Here is a 20,577-nt window from a genome sequence, read left to right on the forward strand (position 1 = left end):
CACAAAAGACTACGGCCGTTCATGCACTACCTAAAAAAGGCTTATTTTCAACATCAATGCTTGGAGGGGTTCTGTTTACGTTCTTTATCGCCGTCCTGGGTTATGGTTTATCCGAACTACGAGGGTTCTCTCTTGTTGGCCCCCTCGCTTGCTCAATTCTTATAGCTATAGCATGTAGGCAAATATGGGATTACCCCGAACATTTACGAGTTGGGATTGAATTTTCAGCTAAGAAACTCCTAAGGCTAGCAATCATTTTATACGGATTAAAGTTGAATATTGGCGTCATCATGAGCGAAGGCTTGCCTTTATTGTTAAGAGGAACAGCTACCATTGTATTTGCCATTGCACTTACCTTGCTTATTGCGAAATGGATAAAAGCAGACATGACTGTCGCTTTATTATTAGGAGTAGGTACAGGGGTTTGTGGAGCAGCTGCCATTGCTGCTGTTTCGCCCATTATAAAATCCAAAGAGGAAGATACTGCGATTGGAGTTGGGATGATCGCCCTTGCAGGAACGATCTTCGCTATTCTTTACACACTCGTCCGCCCCTTGTTGCCTATCAGCATGACAGACTACGGGGTATGGGCAGGGATCAGTCTTCATGAAATCGCCCACGTTGCATTGGCAGGAGCTCCTGCCGGTGAAGAAGGATTAGCTATGGCCTTATTATCTAAACTAGGGAGAGTTTTTCTTCTTGTCCCTTTATGCTTCTTACTAATGTTTTGGATGAAGAAAAAGGGTTCAAGTCAATCTAGCGAAGACTCAAACGTTCCCTTCCCGTGGTTTTTAATCGGTTTTATTGGAATGAGTTTGTTTGGGAGCTTTATTGTAGGAGAATATATCACTCTTAGTGAAAAAGTGATTGCATTCATCGGCAACGCTACTACTTTTATTTTGACAATGGCCATGGTTGGTTTAGGACTTAATGTAAGTTTCAAATCTATTAGAACGAGAGCTTTACGCCCTTTGATAGCTATGCTCATAACTTCTGTCCTCTTATCCATCCTTACTTATTTCACTTTGTAATTTTAAGGAGGTTTTTTTAAGGTAAGAGCGAATGGTTATGGAAACAGGTTCTAGAAGGGGGAGGGTCTTATTGAATTTTTCGCATTTAAAAGTTTTTTACACCGCCGCTTTAAAAAAGAACTTTTCTGAAACGGCAAAAAGCCTTCATATGTCACAACCTAGCGTAAGTTTGCATGTGCGCCAATTAGAGGATTCTCTTGAAACCGAATTATTCAAGCGGACGACCAAACAAGTCTACTTAACTCCGGCGGGAGAGTTGTTATTCAAATCCGCTGAGAGCATCTTAAATCAAGTGAATGACATCAAACGGGACATTCAGCACCTTTCAGGAAGCGTACATGGAAATCTGGTTATAGGAGCTAGTTTAACTATTGGTGAGCATATCCTCCCCTACATGTTTGGGGCCTTTCAACAAGCCTATCCTCAAATTAACATAACCCTTAAGATCTATAATTCAGAGCAAATCATAGACAAATTAAATGGCGGGGAATTGCACATCGGTTTCATCGAATCAATGATTGCTTATCCTGAATTTCTGCAAAAGGCTTTTCAAAGCGATGAATTAATCGTCATTTCAAAACCCAATTATTATTCTGGTTCTTCTCTTTCAACGAATGAGCTGTTCTCCCTCCCTTTTATTTCAAGAGAGGTGGGGTCTGGGACAAGGCAAGTTATAGAAGAATCGCTACGCCAGAACCAACTTAATCCCTCAAAACTACAAGTTGTGATGGAACTCGAATCAACAGAATCCATTAAATCTGCGGTCGAATCCGGCATGGGGATATCCATTATTTCAAAAGCAGCTGTTGAGAAAGAACTAAGACTTGGTACACTTGAACAACTATATCTCCCAGAACTTAATCTGAAACGCTCCTTGTACGCTATTTACAAGAAACATCATTTTACATTAGCAGCTGAAGCGTTTTTGGAGTTTGTGACACATCGCCCTCCTGAAGCCAAACGATCGAAAAATGCTTTGAATTAGTCCTATTGAGCAGTTAATAAAATCCTCATCCTGCGATAGGGTTGAGGATTTTATTTTGGATATCTAAAAGCTCTTCCTTTTTCAGAGCCCATTGTATGTAACTTTTCTTCTGTCAAACGGGTAGACTATACTATATAACCTTCTCACGAAAGGAGAAACTTTCATGACTTCTATTACGCATACAGATGTTCTGATCATCGGAGCTGGACCAGCGGGACTAATGGCAGCAAACGCGTTAGAGAAAGAAGGCGTGGATTGGATCTGTTTAGAGAAAAGGTCTGAGCCTTCAACTCTTTCAAAAGCTTTAGGTATCCAAGCTCGCACACTTGAAATGTTCGAACTATTAAACGTCCACAAACCTTTCTTAGAACGAGGGTACCCTGGCCCTGGGACGAAGCTACATCTTGGAGATACAACTCCCTCCGTGGAAGAACTCTATCATATACAAAGCCGCTACCCTTACATTCTGATTATCCCTCAAAGTGAAACCGAAGAAATTCTGGAAAAGCACCTAAACCGGTCAGGGAAGTCAATTAAGAGAGAACATGAGGTCATTGAAGTCACCCAACATTCAGATGGCGTTTATGTGAAAGCAGAACATAATGGAGAAACTCGCGAATACCACGCAAAGTACCTCATGGCTTGCGACGGGGCACATAGTAAAGTTCGTGAAGTGCTCGATGTTGAGTTCGAAGGACAAGACGACGGCTTCACCTTCTTCCTCGGGGATGTAGATGTTCCTGCCTTTAACGATATCTATATAAATGTATTCTTAAATGACAGGGGCGCAGCTGCTTTCTTTCCCTATAAAGACGGTAGTTACAGGGTGGTAGGACTGGACCGCTCCAAACAGGGTGAGCCCCGGCAAGACCACCTTTCATTACATGACCTCCAAGAGAGCCTGGACACGATCTTACCTGAACCGCTACAAGTCGAAAATCCAAAATGGCTCACCTATTTCGGGACAGCTCATAGACAAGTCACTACTTATCGAAAGGAAAGAATCTTCTTTGTTGGAGATGCCGCTCATATCCACAACCCTATCGGAGGGCAAGGAATGAACCTAGGCCTTCAGGACGCGGTAAATTTGGGTTGGAAAATTAGAGCAGTCCTTGAGGGGCATGCCCATGACTCCTTTTTAAATAGTTATCATCACGAACGGTATCCTATAGGAAAGGATGTTCTGTGGGAAACGTCCGCTATGCTTAGAGTTGTCTTATTAGAAGGAACGATAGGCAAGATTCGAAATTGGGCCGGAAAATGGGCGTTAACCCAAAACTGGGTCCAACAAAGAGTAGCGAATCACATGTCTCATGTTTATAACGATTATGATAAAACTACGCAAAATCGTTCCTTAAGAGACCCTTCTCTTTCTAAAAAGGCCCTGCAAGCTGGGGACCGGGTCCCGGACTATTTACTCTTCTTTGATGGAACAACAGATGAACGATTGTATCCTTTCATACGAAGACATGGTCATCTGTGCCTAATCTACATTGACGACGCGCAAGACGAAGCCGTTATTGATTATGCCTATGACTTCGCTTCAAAGGTCAAAGAAACGTATCAAGATCTAGTCACCGTTTATCTAGTAGCAAGGGGAGGGACGGTTTCATCAAATCCTGACCATGAACTTCCTATTATTTATGATGTTCATCATGATCTCCAAAAGCACGTAGGCATGCGCAAAGGTCATACGCTTTTCATCCGTCCAGATGGCCACGTTGCTTTCCATGAAACCAGCACTTCATCAGGGAATACTTTGGCTAAGATGAAGCGTTTTTTCAGTTAAATGGAAAAGACCCTCTCCTAACAAAAGGAGAGGGTCTTTATTATGGAAACCGTATTACTTCTCTAGTGCCAGTTTAAGCTGATGATCTCCAAGAGTAACCTCTTTCATCTCATCAACTTCTCCAAGCGTTAAGTTCTTTACAAGTACATTTTCACGAATTAACTCTTCGTTTTCCTTAATGGCTTTCTGCACATCTTCGTCCCCATTAAGAGAAAGATTCACTCGCAGCTCAATAGGAAGATCAAGTTGCTTCCGCTCATCCTGAATCGCGCGAATGACTTCTCGAGCAAGTCCTTCAAGTCGAAGCTCTTCAGTGATTGCCGTATCTAATAAGACGTGGAAATCTTGATTAGATGCCATAGAAAGTCCTGCATCAGCTACGCGCTCAACGTTAAGAAGGTCAATAGGTACCTCAACCTCTTCCTCACCTACAGGCACAAGGACTTTACCGTCTTCAACGACCTTAGCTGCTTGTTCATCCGTAAGGGATTCGAGGTATTTCTTCACGCTTCCGACGTTTTTCCCTAGTACAGGACCTGCTTGACGGAAGTTCAACTTCACTTCATAACGAACAAATTCCATAGACGATTGTTTAATGACAACTTCTTTCACATTAATCTCGTCACGAATGATATCACTGTATTTGTCTAAAGCTTCTCCCTGGTCTGGATTAACAGGAATCACCACAAGTTCAGCTAAAGGTTGTTTCGTCTTAATGGCTTCCGTGTTCCGAACTCCCCTTGCCAGTTCAACGACCTGAAGAACAGAGGCCATATCCTCTTCAAGCTTAGGGTTACGTAAGGCCGTATCCACTTCAGGGAAATCGGATAAGTGAACACTCTCACCCGTTAGGTTCTCATAAATATCCTCAGCCAAGAATGGTATAAACGGCGCCATTAACTGACTTAACTGGCTCAGTACTTTATGAAGCGTATGGTAAGCTGCCTTTTTAGATTCTGACATCCCTTCTTCCCAGAAACGATCTCTGGAACGACGGATATACCAGTTACTTACTTCATCCACATACTTCTCCAATTGCTTAGCTGCTTTCGTAAAGTCATAGTCCTCAAGAGCTTCCTCAACAGCCTTCGTGACCGTTTGTAACCTTGAAAGCACCCAGTGATCTAAAAGAGTAGCCTCTCCTTGATCATTCTTATCATAGGTGTAGTGATCGATCGTCGCATAAAGCGTGTAGAACCCATGGATGTTAACTAGGGTGTCAATAACCTTAGACTTTGCCTCAAGCACAACTCGTTCTGAGAAACGTTTGTTATTCCATGGCGCACTATCTGCAAGTAATGCCCACCTAAACGAGTCAGCTCCAAACTTATGGACGACGTCAGTAGGATTCAGTGCGTTACCTTTACTCTTGGACATTTTACGTCCCTCTTCATCCAAGATATGACCAGTTGAGAGAACACGCTTATACGGAGCCCTTCCTGTAAACAACGTTGATACAGCAAGAAGACTATAGAACCATCCACGCGTCTGGTCAATTCCTTCACAAATCACATCTGCCGGGAATTGTTTCTCAAATTGCTCCTCATTTTCAAATGGATAATGTTGCTGAGCAAATGGCATGGAACCTGAATCAAACCACACATCAATCACTTCAGGAACACGCTTCATCGTTCCCTCACACTTCTCACATTTCACCTCTACACGGTCGACATAAGGTTTATGAAGCTCAACATCCCCAATATCACCAATGGCTTTATCCTGCAGATCTTTCTTACTGCTTGGAGCATACTGATGATCACAGTCTTGACACATCCAAATCGGGAGAGGAGTTCCCCAGAAACGGTTACGTCCAATATTCCAGTCCACCATATTCTCAAGGAAATTACCAAATCGTCCATCCTTAATGTGATTTGGGTACCACTCAACCGTTTGATTGTTCTCTAGGAATTTATCTTTCAATTCCGTTGTTTTAATGAACCAACTCTCGATTGCGTAGTACAGCAACGGAGAATCACAACGCCAACAATGAGGATAGCTGTGCTCATATTTCTCCTTATGGAAAAGAAGCCCTTCTCCAGCCAGGTATTTCACAATATCAACATCACAATCTTTCACAAAACGTCCTTCGAATGGAGGAATATCGGAGGTATAACGCCCCTGACCATCTACAACATTAAAGAACGAAAGGTTATGTTCTTTAACGAGATTATAGTCATCTTCACCATAAGCAGGAGCGATGTGAACAATTCCCGTTCCGCTTTCGGCATTAACGAAATCAGCTTCCACTACAAAATGACCACGCTCAGGTTTCACGAATGGGAAAGGAGCTATGTATTCCATTCCATTAAATTCGCTACCTTTATGGGTAGAAACTACTTCATAATCTTCACCAAAATGTTTCTCAGCTAGCGCTTCTGCCACAATATAAATTTCTTCTCCGCTTCGGACTTTTACATAATCCAAATCTTTAGAGACGGCTAAAGCTACATTGGCTGGTAATGTCCAAGGAGTGGTAGTCCATCCAAGGAAGAATTCATGATCAGTTCCTTTTATTTTGAACTTAGCGGTAGCAGATAAATCTTTCACATCTTCATACCCTTGAGCCACTTCGTGAGAACTTAACGTAGTTTGGCAACTCGGACAATACGGAGTCACCCTATGGCCCTTCGAAAGCAAGTTCCGCTTATGAAGGTCACTCAAAATGTACCAAACGCTCTCAATATAACGGTCCTGTAGCGTGACATACGGATCATCCATATCGAGCCAGTACCCAATGGATTCTGTAAACTCCCGCCACTCTTTCTCATAGTTGAAGACACTTTCCTTACATTTCTCAATAAATTTCTCTACACCATATTCTTCGATCTCTTGTTTACCTGAGATCCCAAGCTGCTTCTCCACTTCGAGTTCAACTGGAAGTCCATGTGTGTCCCATCCCCCTTTACGGAGAACCTGATAGCCCTGCATCGTTTTATAGCGTCCCACAAAGTCCTTAATCACACGACCTAGAACGTGTCCCGCATGAGGCAATCCATTCGCAGTAGGCGGCCCTTCATAAAAGACAAACGTCTCAGCGCCAGCTCGTTCTTCCATAGATCGTCTGAACACATTTTTTGTGTTCCAATAATGCTTCACGCGATTCTCGCGCTCAACTGCCACTTCCTTCGTGTTTACACTCCGCATATCTACACCTCTTTCAATTTATGACTACCTGATTTTTTACCTAAACAAAAAAATCCGCCCCTGTCATAAACAGGGACGGATCTATCCGTGGTACCACCCAAATTTCACGCCAAAAAAGCGTGACACTTTGTTTCAACATAACGGCTTGTAACCGATTCTGCCTACTCTTACGTTTCAGCAGAATTTCTCAGAGATGATCTTCAACTATTATTCGTCATCACTTTCCACCACCCAGTGACTCTCTAAAGACGAAATCAACAGCCTACTCTTCTCTTCCATGAATGTATCCTTATTATGTTAGTATCTTATAGAAGAATGACCATGGTGTCAATGTTTCGTTTTAAAATAGACTCTATTTAAGCTTAAACCTTTACTACTCCCCTGAAGCCCCTAGAAGCATAATAAGACTCAGCTCCGTTATGGTAAACGAACACATGCCCATAACGAAAATCACAAAATAACGCGCCACCGCGGTCTCTTATATCATCAGGTGTTCTAATCCAGCTTGAAGTCTTCTTGTCAAAATCTCCAAGCTCCTGTAAGGCCCGATATTGTTCTTCGTCTAAAATTTCAATCCCTATAGAAGCTGCCAATTCCATCGCACTGGTTTCAGGCTTATGTTTCTTTCTCGATTCCAATGCTTGACGATCATAACAAACACTTCTTCGACCCTTAGGACTCTCCAGTGAACAATCAAAGAAAACGTACACTTGTTGGTCATGATCATAGCCGACAACATCTGGTTCACCGCCCGTCCTCTCCATCTCATGGATCACCCATAACTTGTCATGATGAGCTTCAAGTTTTGCTTGAACTTCACTCCAGCTCAGTTCACTATGGCGGTTCATATTCTTTTCGAAGCGTTCTTGCAATACACCGAGTAGTTGCTCTCTTTGTTCTGTTGATAATGTTCCCTTATCGCTGACGTTCGTCATGTTTAGCCTCCCTTTGGAAGATACCTATAGGATATAAGTATAAAATCCCGATTTTTTTCCTACCTCCATTTTAAAGGAATATATTGAGACTTTCACCTTTGCGCGCTTTCCGGGAAGAGGACTGTCCCTAAATTGATCGTTCCCCTTTTCGATAAATCCCTTATTGGTAGTAAAAGAGATGTTCTTACAAACACAAAAAAGCACAAGCTTCCTAAATGGAAAACTTGTGCTGGACCTTAACATTTATTCGATTGCGAAGAATTTCATTCCAATAAACGACATAACCAAATTATAAGACATAAAAAAACCACCAATTATGTATTGGTGGAGACGGTGGGAGTCGAACCCACGTCCAGAGATATCGTTACAATAGCTTCTACGAGCGTAGTCAGCATATTATATTTCGCTAACAATTCGACCTACTGACAGGCTTCCTTGCAGCTAACCTTATTGGTCTCTTCGTTCATCCTAAGGTGGCGAATGAACGCGTAGCCCACTTAAGTTTGAGACCCTTCAATCTACCACATGGGCGATGGCAGGAAGGATCCTCTAGATCAGCTTATGCAGCTGCTAGAGAGAAATTGTTTTCTTTGCCAGTTATTATTGGCATGGCGCTTTACGAGTCGCCAATCGGCCCGCTACTAGAGCACGACCTATCCCTGTCGAATCCGTAACGTCCCCATGTAAATGGTTCCTTTAACGGAAGATGAGCTCTGAATGGCTCACCATTTATATGCCGTATCGTTTCAACGACAATACTTAGTATAACATAAAATGCGATTTTAGCAACGGATATGAATTGGTATCTTTTGTAAGTTAATATCCGCTATTTTTTATCGCGCGGTCAATATCGCGTTTTGCTTGTTTACGTTTCAAGTCTTCACGCTTATCATATTTCTTCTTACCCTTACCAAGACCAAGCAAAACTTTTGCAACTCCATTTTTTATATACATTTTTAATGGAACTAAGGAATACCCTTGCTGTTGTGTTTCACCAATTAAGCGGTTGATCTCTTTACGATGAAGAAGAAGCTTCCGCATTCTTGTAGGTTCGTGGTTAAACTGATTTCCCTGTTCATAAGGAGAGATATGCATATTATGAAGGAACACTTCCCCCTTATTCACACGTGCGAAGCTGTCTTTCATATTCACTCTGCCAGCTCGAATAGACTTAATCTCCGTCCCTTTCAGAACAATGCCGGCTTCGAATGTATCCTCTATAAAGAAATCATGACTGGCTTTTTTATTTTGTGCGATTGCATTTCCTTTACCTTTAGGCATAAGCGTATATCCTCCTCATTTTGCGTAAACAATATTGTATCAAAAAATGGCCTCAATTCCAATTATAATGGGCGCATCAGACTTTCTAATAGACAAATAAGTTGTCATTGTGCGACTATTTAAATTGGGAAAAATGAACATCGGAAGTGGGTGACCCTATGGAAACAGAATTAGTAACGCTTCGAAAGTTAACAGCAGACGACTATAACGCTCTACAAAACATGCAGACTGGCATGGAAGATGACTATGTTGTACGCATCTTCCATAACCTCCTTGAACGTGAAAATAACGTTATGTATGGACTTTTTGATCAGGATCAAATGATTGCCATATCAGGTTACACGATCTTTTCTAATAAATTTGCCATGCTCGGACGCTTACGAACCGACATCCGATATCGGGGCAAAGGATACGGAACCGAAATTCTACGGGCGATAATTGAAGAGCTGAGAACGATTCCTTCAATTGAATTTATCAGCGCCAATACTCAGCTCCATAACTTCTCTGCGCGGAAGGCCTTAACGAAACTTGATCTGCCCCACATCACGACTCTTCACCCTTTCATCCTTAAAGATCCTTCACTCGTAAAAGGGACTAAGGGGAAGGTATGGGACACGATTGAGTCCGTTCAAGAAAAGCGACAATTTCTTCAATCATTAAAAGAGAATGCGCTAGGGGCATTCCCTTACGAAGCCTATTATCCTCTGCCATTTGATGATTCATTGTTAACAGATGAATACCTTCAAGATGGCACGTTTTACGTAAATGAAGATCAAACCCGTTTCCTTTTCTGTAAAATAGATCAAAAAGGAAACCTCTACCTTAATACAAAGTATTTCTGGAATGATCACTTCCAGCAACCAGGACTCTTTGAAACGATTCTTCATGAATGGTCAAAACACGAAGAGATTTACGGAGCTTGGATAGATGTTTCGAAAGAAGCTGCAGATACGTTTTCAATCGATGCTTTTGAAACACAAGACCCTTGGCTCTTATATGGGTTTAAGCTTCATGAACATAAGACAGGTAACTGCCAATAGAGCAGTTACCTGTCTTTTTGTTATTTTTTCTTGCCTTTTTTCTTACCTTTAGGGACCCCTTTATTCTGGTAGAATGGCTTACTGCCTTTCTTCCCTTTTGAGCCCTTCTGATCTTTTTGGCCACGACCTTCACCCTGGCGCTTATCCTTTTTAGGACCGTTCGGTTTGTCTTTACGTTTTGCATGAATAACTTTCGGACGATCGGGTCTTGAAGATCGATTCTTTTCTGGCGGAGCCATACCAACCAGTTCAAAGTCAACGACCCGTTCTTCAAGGTCTACTTTCTCAACACGAACGGTTACTTCATCACCAATTCGGAAGACCTTACCGGTTTTCTCTCCGATCATTGCATAAGAGCGTTCATCAAAATGATAATAATCATCCGTCAGATAACTAACGTGCACAAGTCCTTCTACGGTATTTGGCAATTCAACAAATAACCCAAACCCAGTTACAGAACTTACAACACCTTCAAATTCCTGACCAATCTTATCTTGCATGAACTCTGCTTTCTTAAGATCATCCGTTTCCCGTTCTGCATCTACGGAACGACGCTCACGATCAGATGAATGACGAGCGATTTCCGGAATTTCTTCCTTCCAATGCTTTCTCGTCTGCTGATCGAGCTTTCCTTCAATAATGTACGTGCGAATTAAGCGGTGTACAATTAAGTCAGGATAGCGTCGAATCGGTGATGTGAAGTGAGTGTAGAATGGTGAAGAAAGACCAAAGTGGCCAAGGTTGTTCTCATCATAACGAGCTTGCTGCATGGAGCGAAGCATCAGTTTAGAGATCACCATATCTTCATGCGTGCCTTTCACCGCTTCAAGTAGTTCCTGCAATGCTTTCGGATGAACATCATTGGAAACCCCTTTAACGGAGTAACCGAAGTTTGTAATAAACTCAAAGAAATGCTGTAGCTTTGATTCATCCGGCTCTTCGTGAACACGGTGAATAAACGGAACATCCATCCAGTGGAAGTGCTCATCAACCGTTTCGTTTGCCGCTAGCATAAATTCTTCAATTAAACGTTCAGCTACAGAACGCTCACGTAAAATAACATCTTGTGCTGTGCCTTCATCATCAACCAGAACTTTCGCTTCTTTGAAATCGAAGTCAATCGCGCCGCGCTCCATACGCTTTTTACGTAGGATCGACGCTAGGTTCTCCATATCTTTAAACATCGGCACAAGGGTTTCATAACGCTCTTTCAGTTCTTCATCGTCATCCACTAAGATGCTTTTTACATCAGCATACGTCATACGTTCGTTCGTTTTAATCACACTCTGAAAGATCTCGTGATTAACAACCTCACCATTTGAGTCGATCTCCATCTCACAAGAAAGGGTAAGGCGATCAACTTGTGGGTTTAAAGAACAAATGCCGTTTGATAAACGATGAGGAATCATCGGAATCACTCGGTCCACAAGGTACGTACTTGTCCCTCTGTCACGAGCCTCTTTATCAATCGGTGAACCTTCTTCTACATAGTAACTTACGTCTGCGATGTGAACACCAAGGTGATAGTTACCGTTATCCAGCTTACGGCAAGAAATCGCGTCATCTAAGTCTTTCGCATCCGCGCCGTCTATCGTTACAATTTGTTCATCACGTAAGTCACGGCGATTTTTGATCTCTGAAGGATCAATTTCATCAGGGGTATTCGTTGCCTGCTCCAGAACTTCTTGAGGGAAATCTGACTGAATCCCGTGTTTATGAATAATCGCCAGGATATCAATCCCTGGGTCATTCTTATGGCCAAGAATCTGGATCACTTCTCCTTCGGCGCTCATTCGACCTTCTGGATACTTCGTTAAACGAACAATAACCTTATGCCCATCAACCGCTCCATTTGTGGCTGTCTTCGGAATAAAGATATCATTCGGAATACGTTTGTCATCTGCAATTACGAATCCGAAATAACCATTGTCATCATACGTACCCACGATTTCTTGTGTGCTTCGTTCTAAAATACGAATCACAATTCCTTCAGGGCGTTTTCCTTCGTCACCTTTTGAATCCACGCGCACAAGAACCCGGTCATTATTCATCGCAGATTGAAGATCAGAATGGTGTATGTACACATCATCCTTATCATCTTCATCAGGTATTAAAAACGCGAATCCTTTTGCATGCATCTGAATCTTACCGCGAACTAAATTCATCTTTTCAGGAAGCCCATAACGATTCTTACGTGTTCGTACAAGCTCTCCTTCTTCTTCTAATTGATTTAAAGCCTTCATTAATGTTGTAAAATCTTCTGCACTTCCATGCTCGACCAACTCTTCAATCTCCTGTACGGATAGAGGCTTAGAGTCATGTTCATGGAAGTATTCGAGTACCTGTTTCTTTAACTGGTCACTCACTATATCCACCGTCCTTCTAGGAATCCTTATTCTTATAGTGTTATCTATTATTCCACTGTCCAATCAAGTGATTCTAAGAAGTTGTAAATATCTTCGTGAAGTTGATCACGCTCTTTGTCCAGCGTAATAGCATGTCCAGATTCTTTATACCATTTAATATCCTTATGATCCGTTTCCACTTGATCATAAATATAGTTGGCACTATCTGTGTTAATCACTTCGTCTTGTTCAGCCTGAATGACTAATGTCGGAGCGTAAATCGTGTCCACTTCATCGTGAACTTCTTTAATCAACTTGCCTAACTCTTTAAAAGTTTGTGTGGAATCATCTAATAACTCATTCATTTCCTGTTCAATTGTTTCTTCTGATTTCTTCTCTAACTGTTTAAATTCTCTTACGAACTGCTTGAAGCTCTTCGTTAGTTGTTCTTCATTGTCAAAGAACATCGGTGTACACATCGTGGTAATCCCCTTCACCTGATTCGTATACGTCAGTTTAAGACCGAGGGCTCCACCGAGAGATAATCCAGCAATTGCAATTTCTTCATATCCCAGGTCACGAAGGTGCTCAAAACCTTCTTTAGCACTTTTCCACCAGTCTTCAGGAGTCGTTTTCACCAACTCCTCCGGAGGCTGGCCATGACCTTTATAAATAGGTGCATGGGTGGTATACCCTTTCTTCTCCAAATAACGGCCAAGCATGCGTACATCCGCAGAATGACCCGTAAATCCATGTAATAATAATACCGCGCGATTTCCCGCTTCAAACGTGAATGGTTCTGGTAGTTTGATTTGCATCTTAAAGACAGCTCCTTCTGGCTCATGTTGTAGTCTGTTTAGTTTTACCCGTTGTTCTGATTCAACAGAGGAAATAGTTAGTGGGAATGAGAATGATTTCATGGTACCACGAAATGAATCATTTAGCATAAACAAAGTCCACATGTCAGGAACCCTAAAACTCAATTCCCTTAAATTTTTTCGTGAAAACCATTCCATTTCATTTAAGTGAGGTGCGATCTTTGAGAAGTGAGACTGGATCTATTCGACACTCCGGTGTCTGTTTATTCACTGCGATCACTCTTTCTACAAAGCTTGTGGTTCTTTCTCCAGTGAGAGCAGCTTTTTCTTCACTGCGGACTGTGGTTTCTACATTCCGATTCTCCTTTAGACAGTGCTCGGGCTCTTTCTTCAGTGCGAACCACTTTTCTTCATTGCAATTACACCTTTCTACAGTGCGTCTTCGCTTTAGACAGTGCTCGGGCTCTTTCTTCAGTGCGCCCTCTCTTTAGACAGTGCGCACCGTCTTTCTTCAGTCCGCCCTCTCTTTAGACAGTCCAAACCCTCTTTCTACAGTTCTATCTACTTTTTCTTCACTGCCTCCACGCCTTTCTAGAGACCGATCTCTCTTTAAACAGTGCTCCTGCTCTTTCTTCAATCCACCTTCTCTTTAGACAGTGCGCACCCTCTTTCTTCAGTTCTATCTACTTTTTCTTCACTGCCTCCACGCCTTTCTACAGACCGATCTCTCTTTAGACAGTGCGTCCGCTCTTCAGACAGTGCAAACCCTCTTTCTACAGCCCGCCATCTCTTTAGACAGTGCACACCCTCTTTCCACAGTCCATCTTCCCAAAACCATAAAAAAATAAGCAACGGGAAGCCCGTTGCTTATTGGTTAAGAATATACCCAAGTAAAAATGTAAGGACAAAAAACAGAACAGCCGTTACAATTGTTGCTTTATGCATAAAAGCATCGATACCGCGTGCTTTTTGCTTACCAAATAATTGTTCAGCTCCCCCAGAGATCGCCCCTGAAAGACCAGCGCTTTTACCTGATTGAAGAAGAACTAACACGATCATTGCGAGTGCATCAATCGCAAGTAATACCAACGTTACCATGTACATCTGATCCACCTCCTAAAACGCTCTAATACCTAAGGATAATGTAGCATAAAACCCTACCCACAGCAACCTTTTATTAACAGAAACACTTTAGGGGAGTAAAGGGTGCCAGACACCCTTTACTCCCCTAAAGTATCTCGTTTTGAAGATTTTTCGGAGATTCCATAACTTTTCCATTGAAGGTTCTGATCGTTTTTGATATATTTTGATTGATTTTGAATGTTTTTGATTGCGTTTATGAAAGGGCTTCCTTTATATTAATAGTAAGAACTCATTTTACATTCGTTTCGGAGGTCACACCATGCTTACACCAACACGTCATGAAATCATATTAGAACAGCTTGAGCGTTATCAGACAGTAAAGATCCAAGACCTGGTTCACGAAACAGGTGCTTCTGAGTCAACCATTCGGCGTGACTTAAGTCAGCTAGAGAATGCGAACAAGCTCAAAAGGGTTCACGGCGGTGCCTCTTGCCTGAATCAAGCAAGTGAGGAGTTAAGCATACGCGAAAAGGCAGCTCAAAATCTAGATGAAAAGGTGGCGATCGCTCAGGAAGCAGCTTCTCTCATAAGAGACGGTGATTGTATTTTTCTAGATGCCGGTACAACAACATACCAAATGATTCCCTTTTTAAAAGGGCGTAAACTCACCGTTGTGACAAACGGTGTTACCTTACTAGAAGAACTAACGGAAAATCAGGTCCTCACGTATTTAACTGGCGGATTTGTAAAACATAAAACGAGAGCATTGATCGGACGAGGCGCGACGCATAGCCTTCAACAATACAGGTTTGATAAGTGCTTTCTAGGCGTAAACGGGGTTCATCCTTCTCACGGGTATACAACTCCTGACCCAGAAGAAGCACTCGTTAAGCAAACCGTATTAACGTTGTCTCAAGAAAGATTTGTTCTAGGCGATGCTTCTAAATTAAATGAACTATCATTTGCAAGCATTGCTTCACTCCAAGAAGCAACCCTGATCACAGATGAGAAAGACCCAGAACGATTATCACCTTATCAAGCGAAAACAAACGTAAAGGTTGTGTCATCATGATTTATACCGTCACCTTAAACCCTTCTATAGATTACATCATGCACGTTGATGAATTTAATGAAGGTGATTTGAACCGTGCGACAACGACGTACTACTACCCTGGTGGAAAAGGCATCAATGTTTCCCGTGTACTAAAACGACTGGACATCACGAACACGGCACTTGGATTTATCGGTGGTTTCACAGGGCAATTCATTCAGAATTTCCTTGAATCAGAAGAGGTTAAACACCAGTTCATTGATACGGATCAATATACACGTATTAACGTGAAACTAAAATCCAACCAAGAATCTGAAATCAATGGCCCAGGACCTTCTATTACAGAAGCACAGCAACAGCAACTGCTAGACCAGGTCAACAGATTAGAGAAAGATGACTATCTAGTTGTTGCAGGTAGCATTCCAAAAACAATACCAGCTAACTTCTACAATGAAATGGCTAAGAGATGTGCTGATAAAGGAGCTCATTTCATCGCTGATACTTCTGGAAAAGCTCTAGAAGAACTAGTTGGCACACCTACCTTCTTGCTGAAGCCAAACCATCATGAACTAGGTGAATTATTTGATACAACCATTGATTCTCCACTAAAAGCTATCACCTTCGCTAAACAACTAGTAGCTGAGGGAGCTACGAACGTCATTGTTTCAATGGGCGGAGATGGTGCAATCTTAGTAAATAAAGACCATGCTTATTACGCAAACGTTCCAAAAGGAGAAGTGAAAAACTCTGTTGGAGCAGGTGACTCGGTTGTATCAGGATTTTTAGCCGAATATGTCAAAACAAACAGCTTAACAGAAGCTTTTGCCAATGGCGTAGCTTGTGGAAGCGCAACAGCATTTAGTGACGACTTAGCCACACGTGAATTTGTGGAACAACTTAGAAAAGAGATTACGATTGAGGATTTAAACTAGAGGGAGGGCATCAACGTGAAAATTACAGACTTGTTAAAACAAGACACGATGATTTTAGAGCTTGAATCAAGTTCAAAAGCTGATGTCATTGACGAGCTGGTTTCGAAACTAGATGAAGCTGGCCGGTTAAATGATAAGGAAGAATTTAAGCAAGCTATCTTAGCTCGTGAAGAGCAAAGTACGACAGGAATCGGGGAAGGCGTTGCCATTCCTCACGCTAAAACAGCAGCCGTTAAAGAGCCAGCGATCGCATTCGCACGCTCACAAGAAGGCGCGGACTATGAGTCTCTAGACGGTCAACCAACGCACTTATTCTTTATGATTGCAGCTTCTGAAGGAGCGAACCAGGCTCACTTAGAAACGCTTTCAAGCCTATCATCATTATTAATGGATACTGAGTTCCGTCAAAAGCTTTTAAACGCAGAATCAAGAGACGAAATTGTTGAGCTTATTGATGCGAAAGAAAAAGCAAACAGCGACGAAGAAGAAGCGGAAGCAGAAGAAGCAGCAAATGAAAGCCAGAATCAAGATGCTTCATCTGATGAAGAGCCTTATGTTATTGCTGTTACCGCTTGTCCTACTGGTATCGCTCATACCTATATGGCCGCTGATAAGCTAAAAGAAACGGCTAAAGAAATGGGCGTCAAAATCAAAGTTGAAACGAACGGCTCTAGCGGTGTGAAGAATGCTCTAACATCACAAGATATCGAGCGTGCTAGCGGAGTCATTGTTGCAGCAGACATCGAGGTGCAAACGGACCGCTTTAAAGGAAAACCTGTTGTCATGGTTCCCGTTGCAAAAGGAATTCACGAACCGAAAGAATTAATCACCAAAGCAAAAGAAGGCGACGCTCCAACGTATCAAGGAAGCGGCCAGTCATCAAGTGAAGATGGCGAAGGAAGCGGAGAGAAAACAGGGATTTATAAGCACTTAATGAACGGTGTTTCGAATATGCTTCCATTCGTTGTTGGTGGCGGTATCTTAATTGCCTTATCGTTCTTATTCGGTATTAACGCAGCTGATCCAGAGAGTGATCAGTACAATCGCTTTGCAGAAATGCTAAGCATCATTGGTGGCGGGAAAGCCTTCTACCTACTTGTTCCTGTCCTAGCTGGTTTCATCGCTCAAAGCATTGCTGGACGTCCTGGACTTGCTCCTGGTATGGTTGGTGGTTTAATTGCCACAACTACAGGCGCTGCTGATGGTGGTTCTGGTTTCTTAGGCGGTTTACTTGCTGGTTTCTTAGCTGGTTATTTAATGCTACTGATTCAAAAAGGTTTAAAAGTATTACCAGATGTATTAGACGGATTAAAACCTGTACTTCTCTATCCTGTACTTGGTCTATTCTCAACTGGTATCCTTATGCTTCTAGTCAATCCATTCCTTGTATCCATTTATACGGCATTAAGAGATGGATTAGATAGTCTTGGTTCATTCGGAATTGTTGTCGGATTAATTATTGGTGGTATGATGGCTGTTGATATGGGTGGCCCTGTAAACAAAGCGGCTTACACATTCGGTATCGCCATGCTTGACGCTGGAAACACAATGCCAATTGCAGCTGCTATGGCTGGCGGTATGGTTCCTCCGTTAGGTCTTGCTCTAGCTACAACGTTCTTTAGAAATAAATTCTCTGCACAAGAAAGAGAAACAGGTAAAACAGCTTACGCAATGGGCGCAACGTTCATTACAGAAGGCGTAATCCCATTCGCAGCAGCTGACCCTGGACGTGTTATCCCAGCTTCTGTTGTTGGTTCGACCATTACAGGTGGACTTGTGTACTTGTTCAACCTGCACCTTCTTGCCCCTCACGGCGGTATTATCGTAATTCTTACGGGAGCGGTTAAGACTGGTGGCGAAGCCGGAAATGCTCTTCTAGGCGGTGCGTTATACATCGCAGCTGTATTAATTGGTTCAATTGTTACAGCAATTCTTGCAGGTGTCTTGAAAAAACCTGTGCAAAAAGGGTAAAGTAGAGTAATGTGTTCATATTAAAATTTATAGAAAAAGATCAGGAGGTATCTGTATGGTAGAACAAACTATGACGATCACATCAGAGGATGGCGTTCACGCACGCCCTGCCACTGTTCTAGTCCAGACGGCTGGTCAATATAAAGCTGACGTTAACTTAGAGTACAATGGTAAATCCGTTAACCTTAAATCCATTATGGGCATTATGTCTTTAGGAATCCCATCTGGCGCTGAAGTAAAAGTGACAGCAGAAGGTTCTGACGAAGAAGAAGCTCTTAATGGCGTTGCTGACGCAATGAAAAAAGAAAACCTGGGGGAATAATTCATGAGCAGCATTAAAGGTATTGCCGCTTCTAACGGTATCGCGATTGCGAAAGCCTATCGTATGGAAGCACCGGACCTTTCTTTTGAGAAGAAAGACATTGAAAGCCCTGAACAAGAAGTGGAACGTTTCCAGTCCGCTCTTGCTACATCCAAAAACGAATTAGAGAAAATCAAGGATCACGCCTTCAAAACATTAGGTGAAGAAAAAGCAGAGATCTTCTCCGCTCACCTTCTTGTCCTTAGCGATCCTGAGCTCATTCAACCAATCGAAGATAAAATTAAAACAGAAAACGTGAATGCTGAGGCGGCTCTAAACGAGACAGCTAACATGTTCATTGACCTGTTTAAAAATATGGACAACGAATACATGCGCGAACGCGCAGCAGACATCCAGGACGTAACGAAGCGTGTTATGGCGCACTTATTAAACGTAACGTTCCCTGATCCTGCACTAATTGACGAAGAAGTTGTTATTATCGCTGAAGATTTAACACCTTCTGATACAGCTCAATTAAACAAGCAATTCGTTAAAGGTTTTACAACAGATATTGGTGGACGTACATCTCACTCAGCCATCATGGCACGTTCTCTTGAGATCCCTGCTGTTGTAGGAACAAAAGAAGTAACCGCAACAATCAACAAAGATGACATGGTCATCGTTGATGGTATCGCAGGCGAAGTAATTGTTCATCCAACAGATGAGCAAATTGAAGCTTACAAGCAAAAACAAGCTCAATTCGAAGAAAAGAAAGCGGAATGGGCAAAACTTAAAGACGAACCGACTGTAACGGCTGATAATCAGCACGTTGAACTTGTTGCAAACATCGGTACGCCTGATGATGTAAATGGCGTTGTGAATAACGGCGGAGAAGGCGTTGGCCTTTATCGTACGGAGTTCTTATACATGGGCAAAAACCAACTTCCGACAGAAGAAGAACAGTTTGATGCTTACAAAGCCGTTCTTGAAGGTGTAGGTTCTGACAAGCCTGTGGTGGTTCGTACATTAGATATCGGTGGAGATAAAGAGTTAGACTATTTAGATCTTCCTGATGAAATGAACCCATTCCTTGGCTTCCGTGCCATTCGTTTATGCTTAGAGCGTGACGATATCTTCCGTACACAGTTACGCGCCCTTCTTCGCGCTAGCGTATACGGCAACCTTAAGATCATGTTCCCTATGATCGCTACTCTAGGTGAGTTCCGTCAGGCGAAAGCGATTCTTCTTGAAGAGAAAGAAAAACTTCAAAATGAAGGCACAGAAGTTTCCGAGAACATTGAAGTAGGTATGATGGTTGAGATCCCTGCCACTGCTGTAATTGCTAAGCAATTCGCAAAAGAAGTTGACTTCTTCAGTATTGGAACAAACGACTTGATCCAATACACAATGGCAGCGGACCGTATGAACGAACGCGTTTCATACCTTTACCAACCATACAACCCTGCAATCCTTAACCTAATTAACAACGTAATTGAAGCAGCTCACGCTGAAGGCAAATGGGCCGGTATGTGTGGCGAAATGGCAGGAGACGAGATTGCAATCCCAATCCTTCTTGGCTTAGGATTAGATGAGTTCTCTATGAGTGCAACATCCATCCTTCCAGCCCGCACACAGATCTTAACCCTATCTAAAGAAGAAATGGCTTCTTACAAAGAAGACATTCTTGCTATGGACACAGCTGAAGATGTTGTAGAATTCGTTAAAGAGAAAACAGGCCAAAACTAATTTCTATACACTAAAAAGGACCCTTTGAAAAGGGTCCTTTTCTTTATTTTCTTCCATTGTAAAACCTATGTAATCTCCTTGTTAGAATTGCAATCATATTGTTGTCATTCTGTTGTTGGGCTTTT

The 20,577-nt window shown here is 42.3% G+C and carries 15 protein-coding genes, 1 other RNA gene and 1 other annotated feature; of the genes, 9 read left to right on the forward strand and 7 right to left on the reverse strand.

Annotation, left to right across the window (positions count from 1 at the left end):
- Positions 1 to 56 precede the first annotated feature (56 nt).
- The 3 genes from LQ226_RS16010 (at position 57) to LQ226_RS16020 (ending at position 3,805) form a co-directional block, all read left to right on the forward strand.
- A complete protein-coding gene (locus LQ226_RS16010) occupies positions 57 to 1,031 on the forward strand; it encodes a YeiH family protein (protein WP_231419052.1) in 975 nt (324 codons plus the stop codon).
- Positions 1,032 to 1,068: 37 nt separating this feature from the next.
- The gene (locus tag LQ226_RS16015) at positions 1,069 to 2,016 is read left to right on the forward strand and encodes a selenium metabolism-associated LysR family transcriptional regulator (RefSeq protein ID WP_231418966.1); all 948 of its coding nucleotides are present in this window, start codon (positions 1,069 to 1,071) and stop codon (positions 2,014 to 2,016) included.
- 163 nt (positions 2,017 to 2,179) lie between these two features.
- Positions 2,180 to 3,805, forward strand: coding sequence for an FAD-dependent monooxygenase (locus LQ226_RS16020; RefSeq protein ID WP_231418967.1), 1,626 nt, complete (start codon positions 2,180 to 2,182; stop codon positions 3,803 to 3,805).
- A gap of 54 nt (positions 3,806 to 3,859) precedes the next feature.
- Here LQ226_RS16020 and ileS read toward each other — a convergent pair whose 3' ends face one another.
- The 4 genes from ileS to smpB all read right to left on the reverse strand — a co-directional run bounded on the left by ileS (position 3,860) and on the right by smpB (position 9,165).
- The gene (gene ileS, locus LQ226_RS16025) at positions 3,860 to 6,949 is read right to left on the reverse strand and encodes an isoleucine--tRNA ligase (protein ID WP_231418968.1); all 3,090 of its coding nucleotides are present in this window, start codon (positions 6,947 to 6,949) and stop codon (positions 3,860 to 3,862) included.
- 68 nt (positions 6,950 to 7,017) lie between these two features.
- Positions 7,018 to 7,236 (reverse strand) — a binding site (T-box leader).
- A 75-nt stretch (positions 7,237 to 7,311) separates the two neighbouring features.
- A complete protein-coding gene (locus LQ226_RS16030; RefSeq protein ID WP_231418969.1) occupies positions 7,312 to 7,884 on the reverse strand; it encodes a DUF4256 domain-containing protein in 573 nt (190 codons plus the stop codon).
- A gap of 322 nt (positions 7,885 to 8,206) precedes the next feature.
- Positions 8,207 to 8,565, reverse strand: a transfer-messenger RNA (tmRNA) gene (gene ssrA / locus LQ226_RS16035).
- A gap of 135 nt (positions 8,566 to 8,700) precedes the next feature.
- Positions 8,701 to 9,165 carry an SsrA-binding protein SmpB gene (gene smpB, locus LQ226_RS16040; RefSeq protein WP_231418970.1) on the reverse strand — a complete coding sequence of 155 codons (465 nt, stop codon included), beginning with the start codon at positions 9,163 to 9,165 and terminating at the stop codon, positions 8,701 to 8,703.
- 158 nt (positions 9,166 to 9,323) lie between these two features.
- On the opposite strand from smpB, the gene LQ226_RS16045 reads away from it, so the two are divergent.
- Positions 9,324 to 10,205, forward strand: a complete 882-nt coding sequence (locus LQ226_RS16045; protein WP_231418971.1) for a GNAT family N-acetyltransferase — start codon at positions 9,324 to 9,326, stop codon at positions 10,203 to 10,205.
- A gap of 20 nt (positions 10,206 to 10,225) precedes the next feature.
- Here the strand turns inward: LQ226_RS16045 and rnr are convergent, their stop codons facing one another.
- From rnr to secG, 3 genes are all read right to left on the reverse strand, one after another.
- On the reverse strand, positions 10,226 to 12,571 hold the full coding sequence (gene rnr / locus LQ226_RS16050; protein ID WP_231419053.1) for a ribonuclease R: 2,346 nt from the start codon (positions 12,569 to 12,571) through the stop codon (positions 10,226 to 10,228).
- A gap of 47 nt (positions 12,572 to 12,618) precedes the next feature.
- Positions 12,619 to 13,368: an alpha/beta hydrolase gene (locus tag LQ226_RS16055; protein WP_231419054.1), complete on the reverse strand. Its 750-nt coding sequence runs from the start codon at positions 13,366 to 13,368 to the stop codon at positions 12,619 to 12,621.
- A gap of 867 nt (positions 13,369 to 14,235) precedes the next feature.
- The gene (gene secG / locus LQ226_RS16060; RefSeq protein WP_231418972.1) at positions 14,236 to 14,472 is read right to left on the reverse strand and encodes a preprotein translocase subunit SecG; all 237 of its coding nucleotides are present in this window, start codon (positions 14,470 to 14,472) and stop codon (positions 14,236 to 14,238) included.
- A 298-nt stretch (positions 14,473 to 14,770) separates the two neighbouring features.
- On the opposite strand from secG, the gene LQ226_RS16065 reads away from it, so the two are divergent.
- From LQ226_RS16065 to ptsP, 5 genes are read left to right on the forward strand one after another with little or no spacing between them, the layout of a single operon-like run.
- Positions 14,771 to 15,523 carry a DeoR/GlpR family DNA-binding transcription regulator gene (locus LQ226_RS16065; RefSeq protein WP_231418973.1) on the forward strand — a complete coding sequence of 251 codons (753 nt, stop codon included), beginning with the start codon at positions 14,771 to 14,773 and terminating at the stop codon, positions 15,521 to 15,523.
- Complete coding sequence (gene pfkB, locus LQ226_RS16070) at positions 15,520 to 16,434, forward strand: 1-phosphofructokinase (RefSeq protein WP_231418974.1); 915 nt, start codon at positions 15,520 to 15,522, stop codon at positions 16,432 to 16,434. Before LQ226_RS16065 ends, pfkB begins: the two co-directional genes overlap by 4 nt.
- 15 nt (positions 16,435 to 16,449) lie before the next feature.
- Complete coding sequence (locus LQ226_RS16075; RefSeq protein WP_231418975.1) at positions 16,450 to 18,405, forward strand: PTS fructose transporter subunit IIABC; 1,956 nt, start codon at positions 16,450 to 16,452, stop codon at positions 18,403 to 18,405.
- A gap of 55 nt (positions 18,406 to 18,460) precedes the next feature.
- Positions 18,461 to 18,727 (forward strand): phosphocarrier protein HPr, encoded by a 267-nt coding sequence (locus LQ226_RS16080; RefSeq protein WP_231418976.1) that lies wholly within the window; start codon positions 18,461 to 18,463, stop codon positions 18,725 to 18,727.
- A gap of 3 nt (positions 18,728 to 18,730) precedes the next feature.
- Positions 18,731 to 20,452: a phosphoenolpyruvate--protein phosphotransferase gene (ptsP, locus tag LQ226_RS16085; protein ID WP_231418977.1), complete on the forward strand. Its 1,722-nt coding sequence runs from the start codon at positions 18,731 to 18,733 to the stop codon at positions 20,450 to 20,452.
- The last annotated feature ends 125 nt before the right edge of the window (positions 20,453 to 20,577 follow it).

The organism is Pontibacillus sp. HN14, from assembly GCF_021129245.1.
Classification (GTDB): domain Bacteria; phylum Bacillota; class Bacilli; order Bacillales; family BH030062; genus Pontibacillus.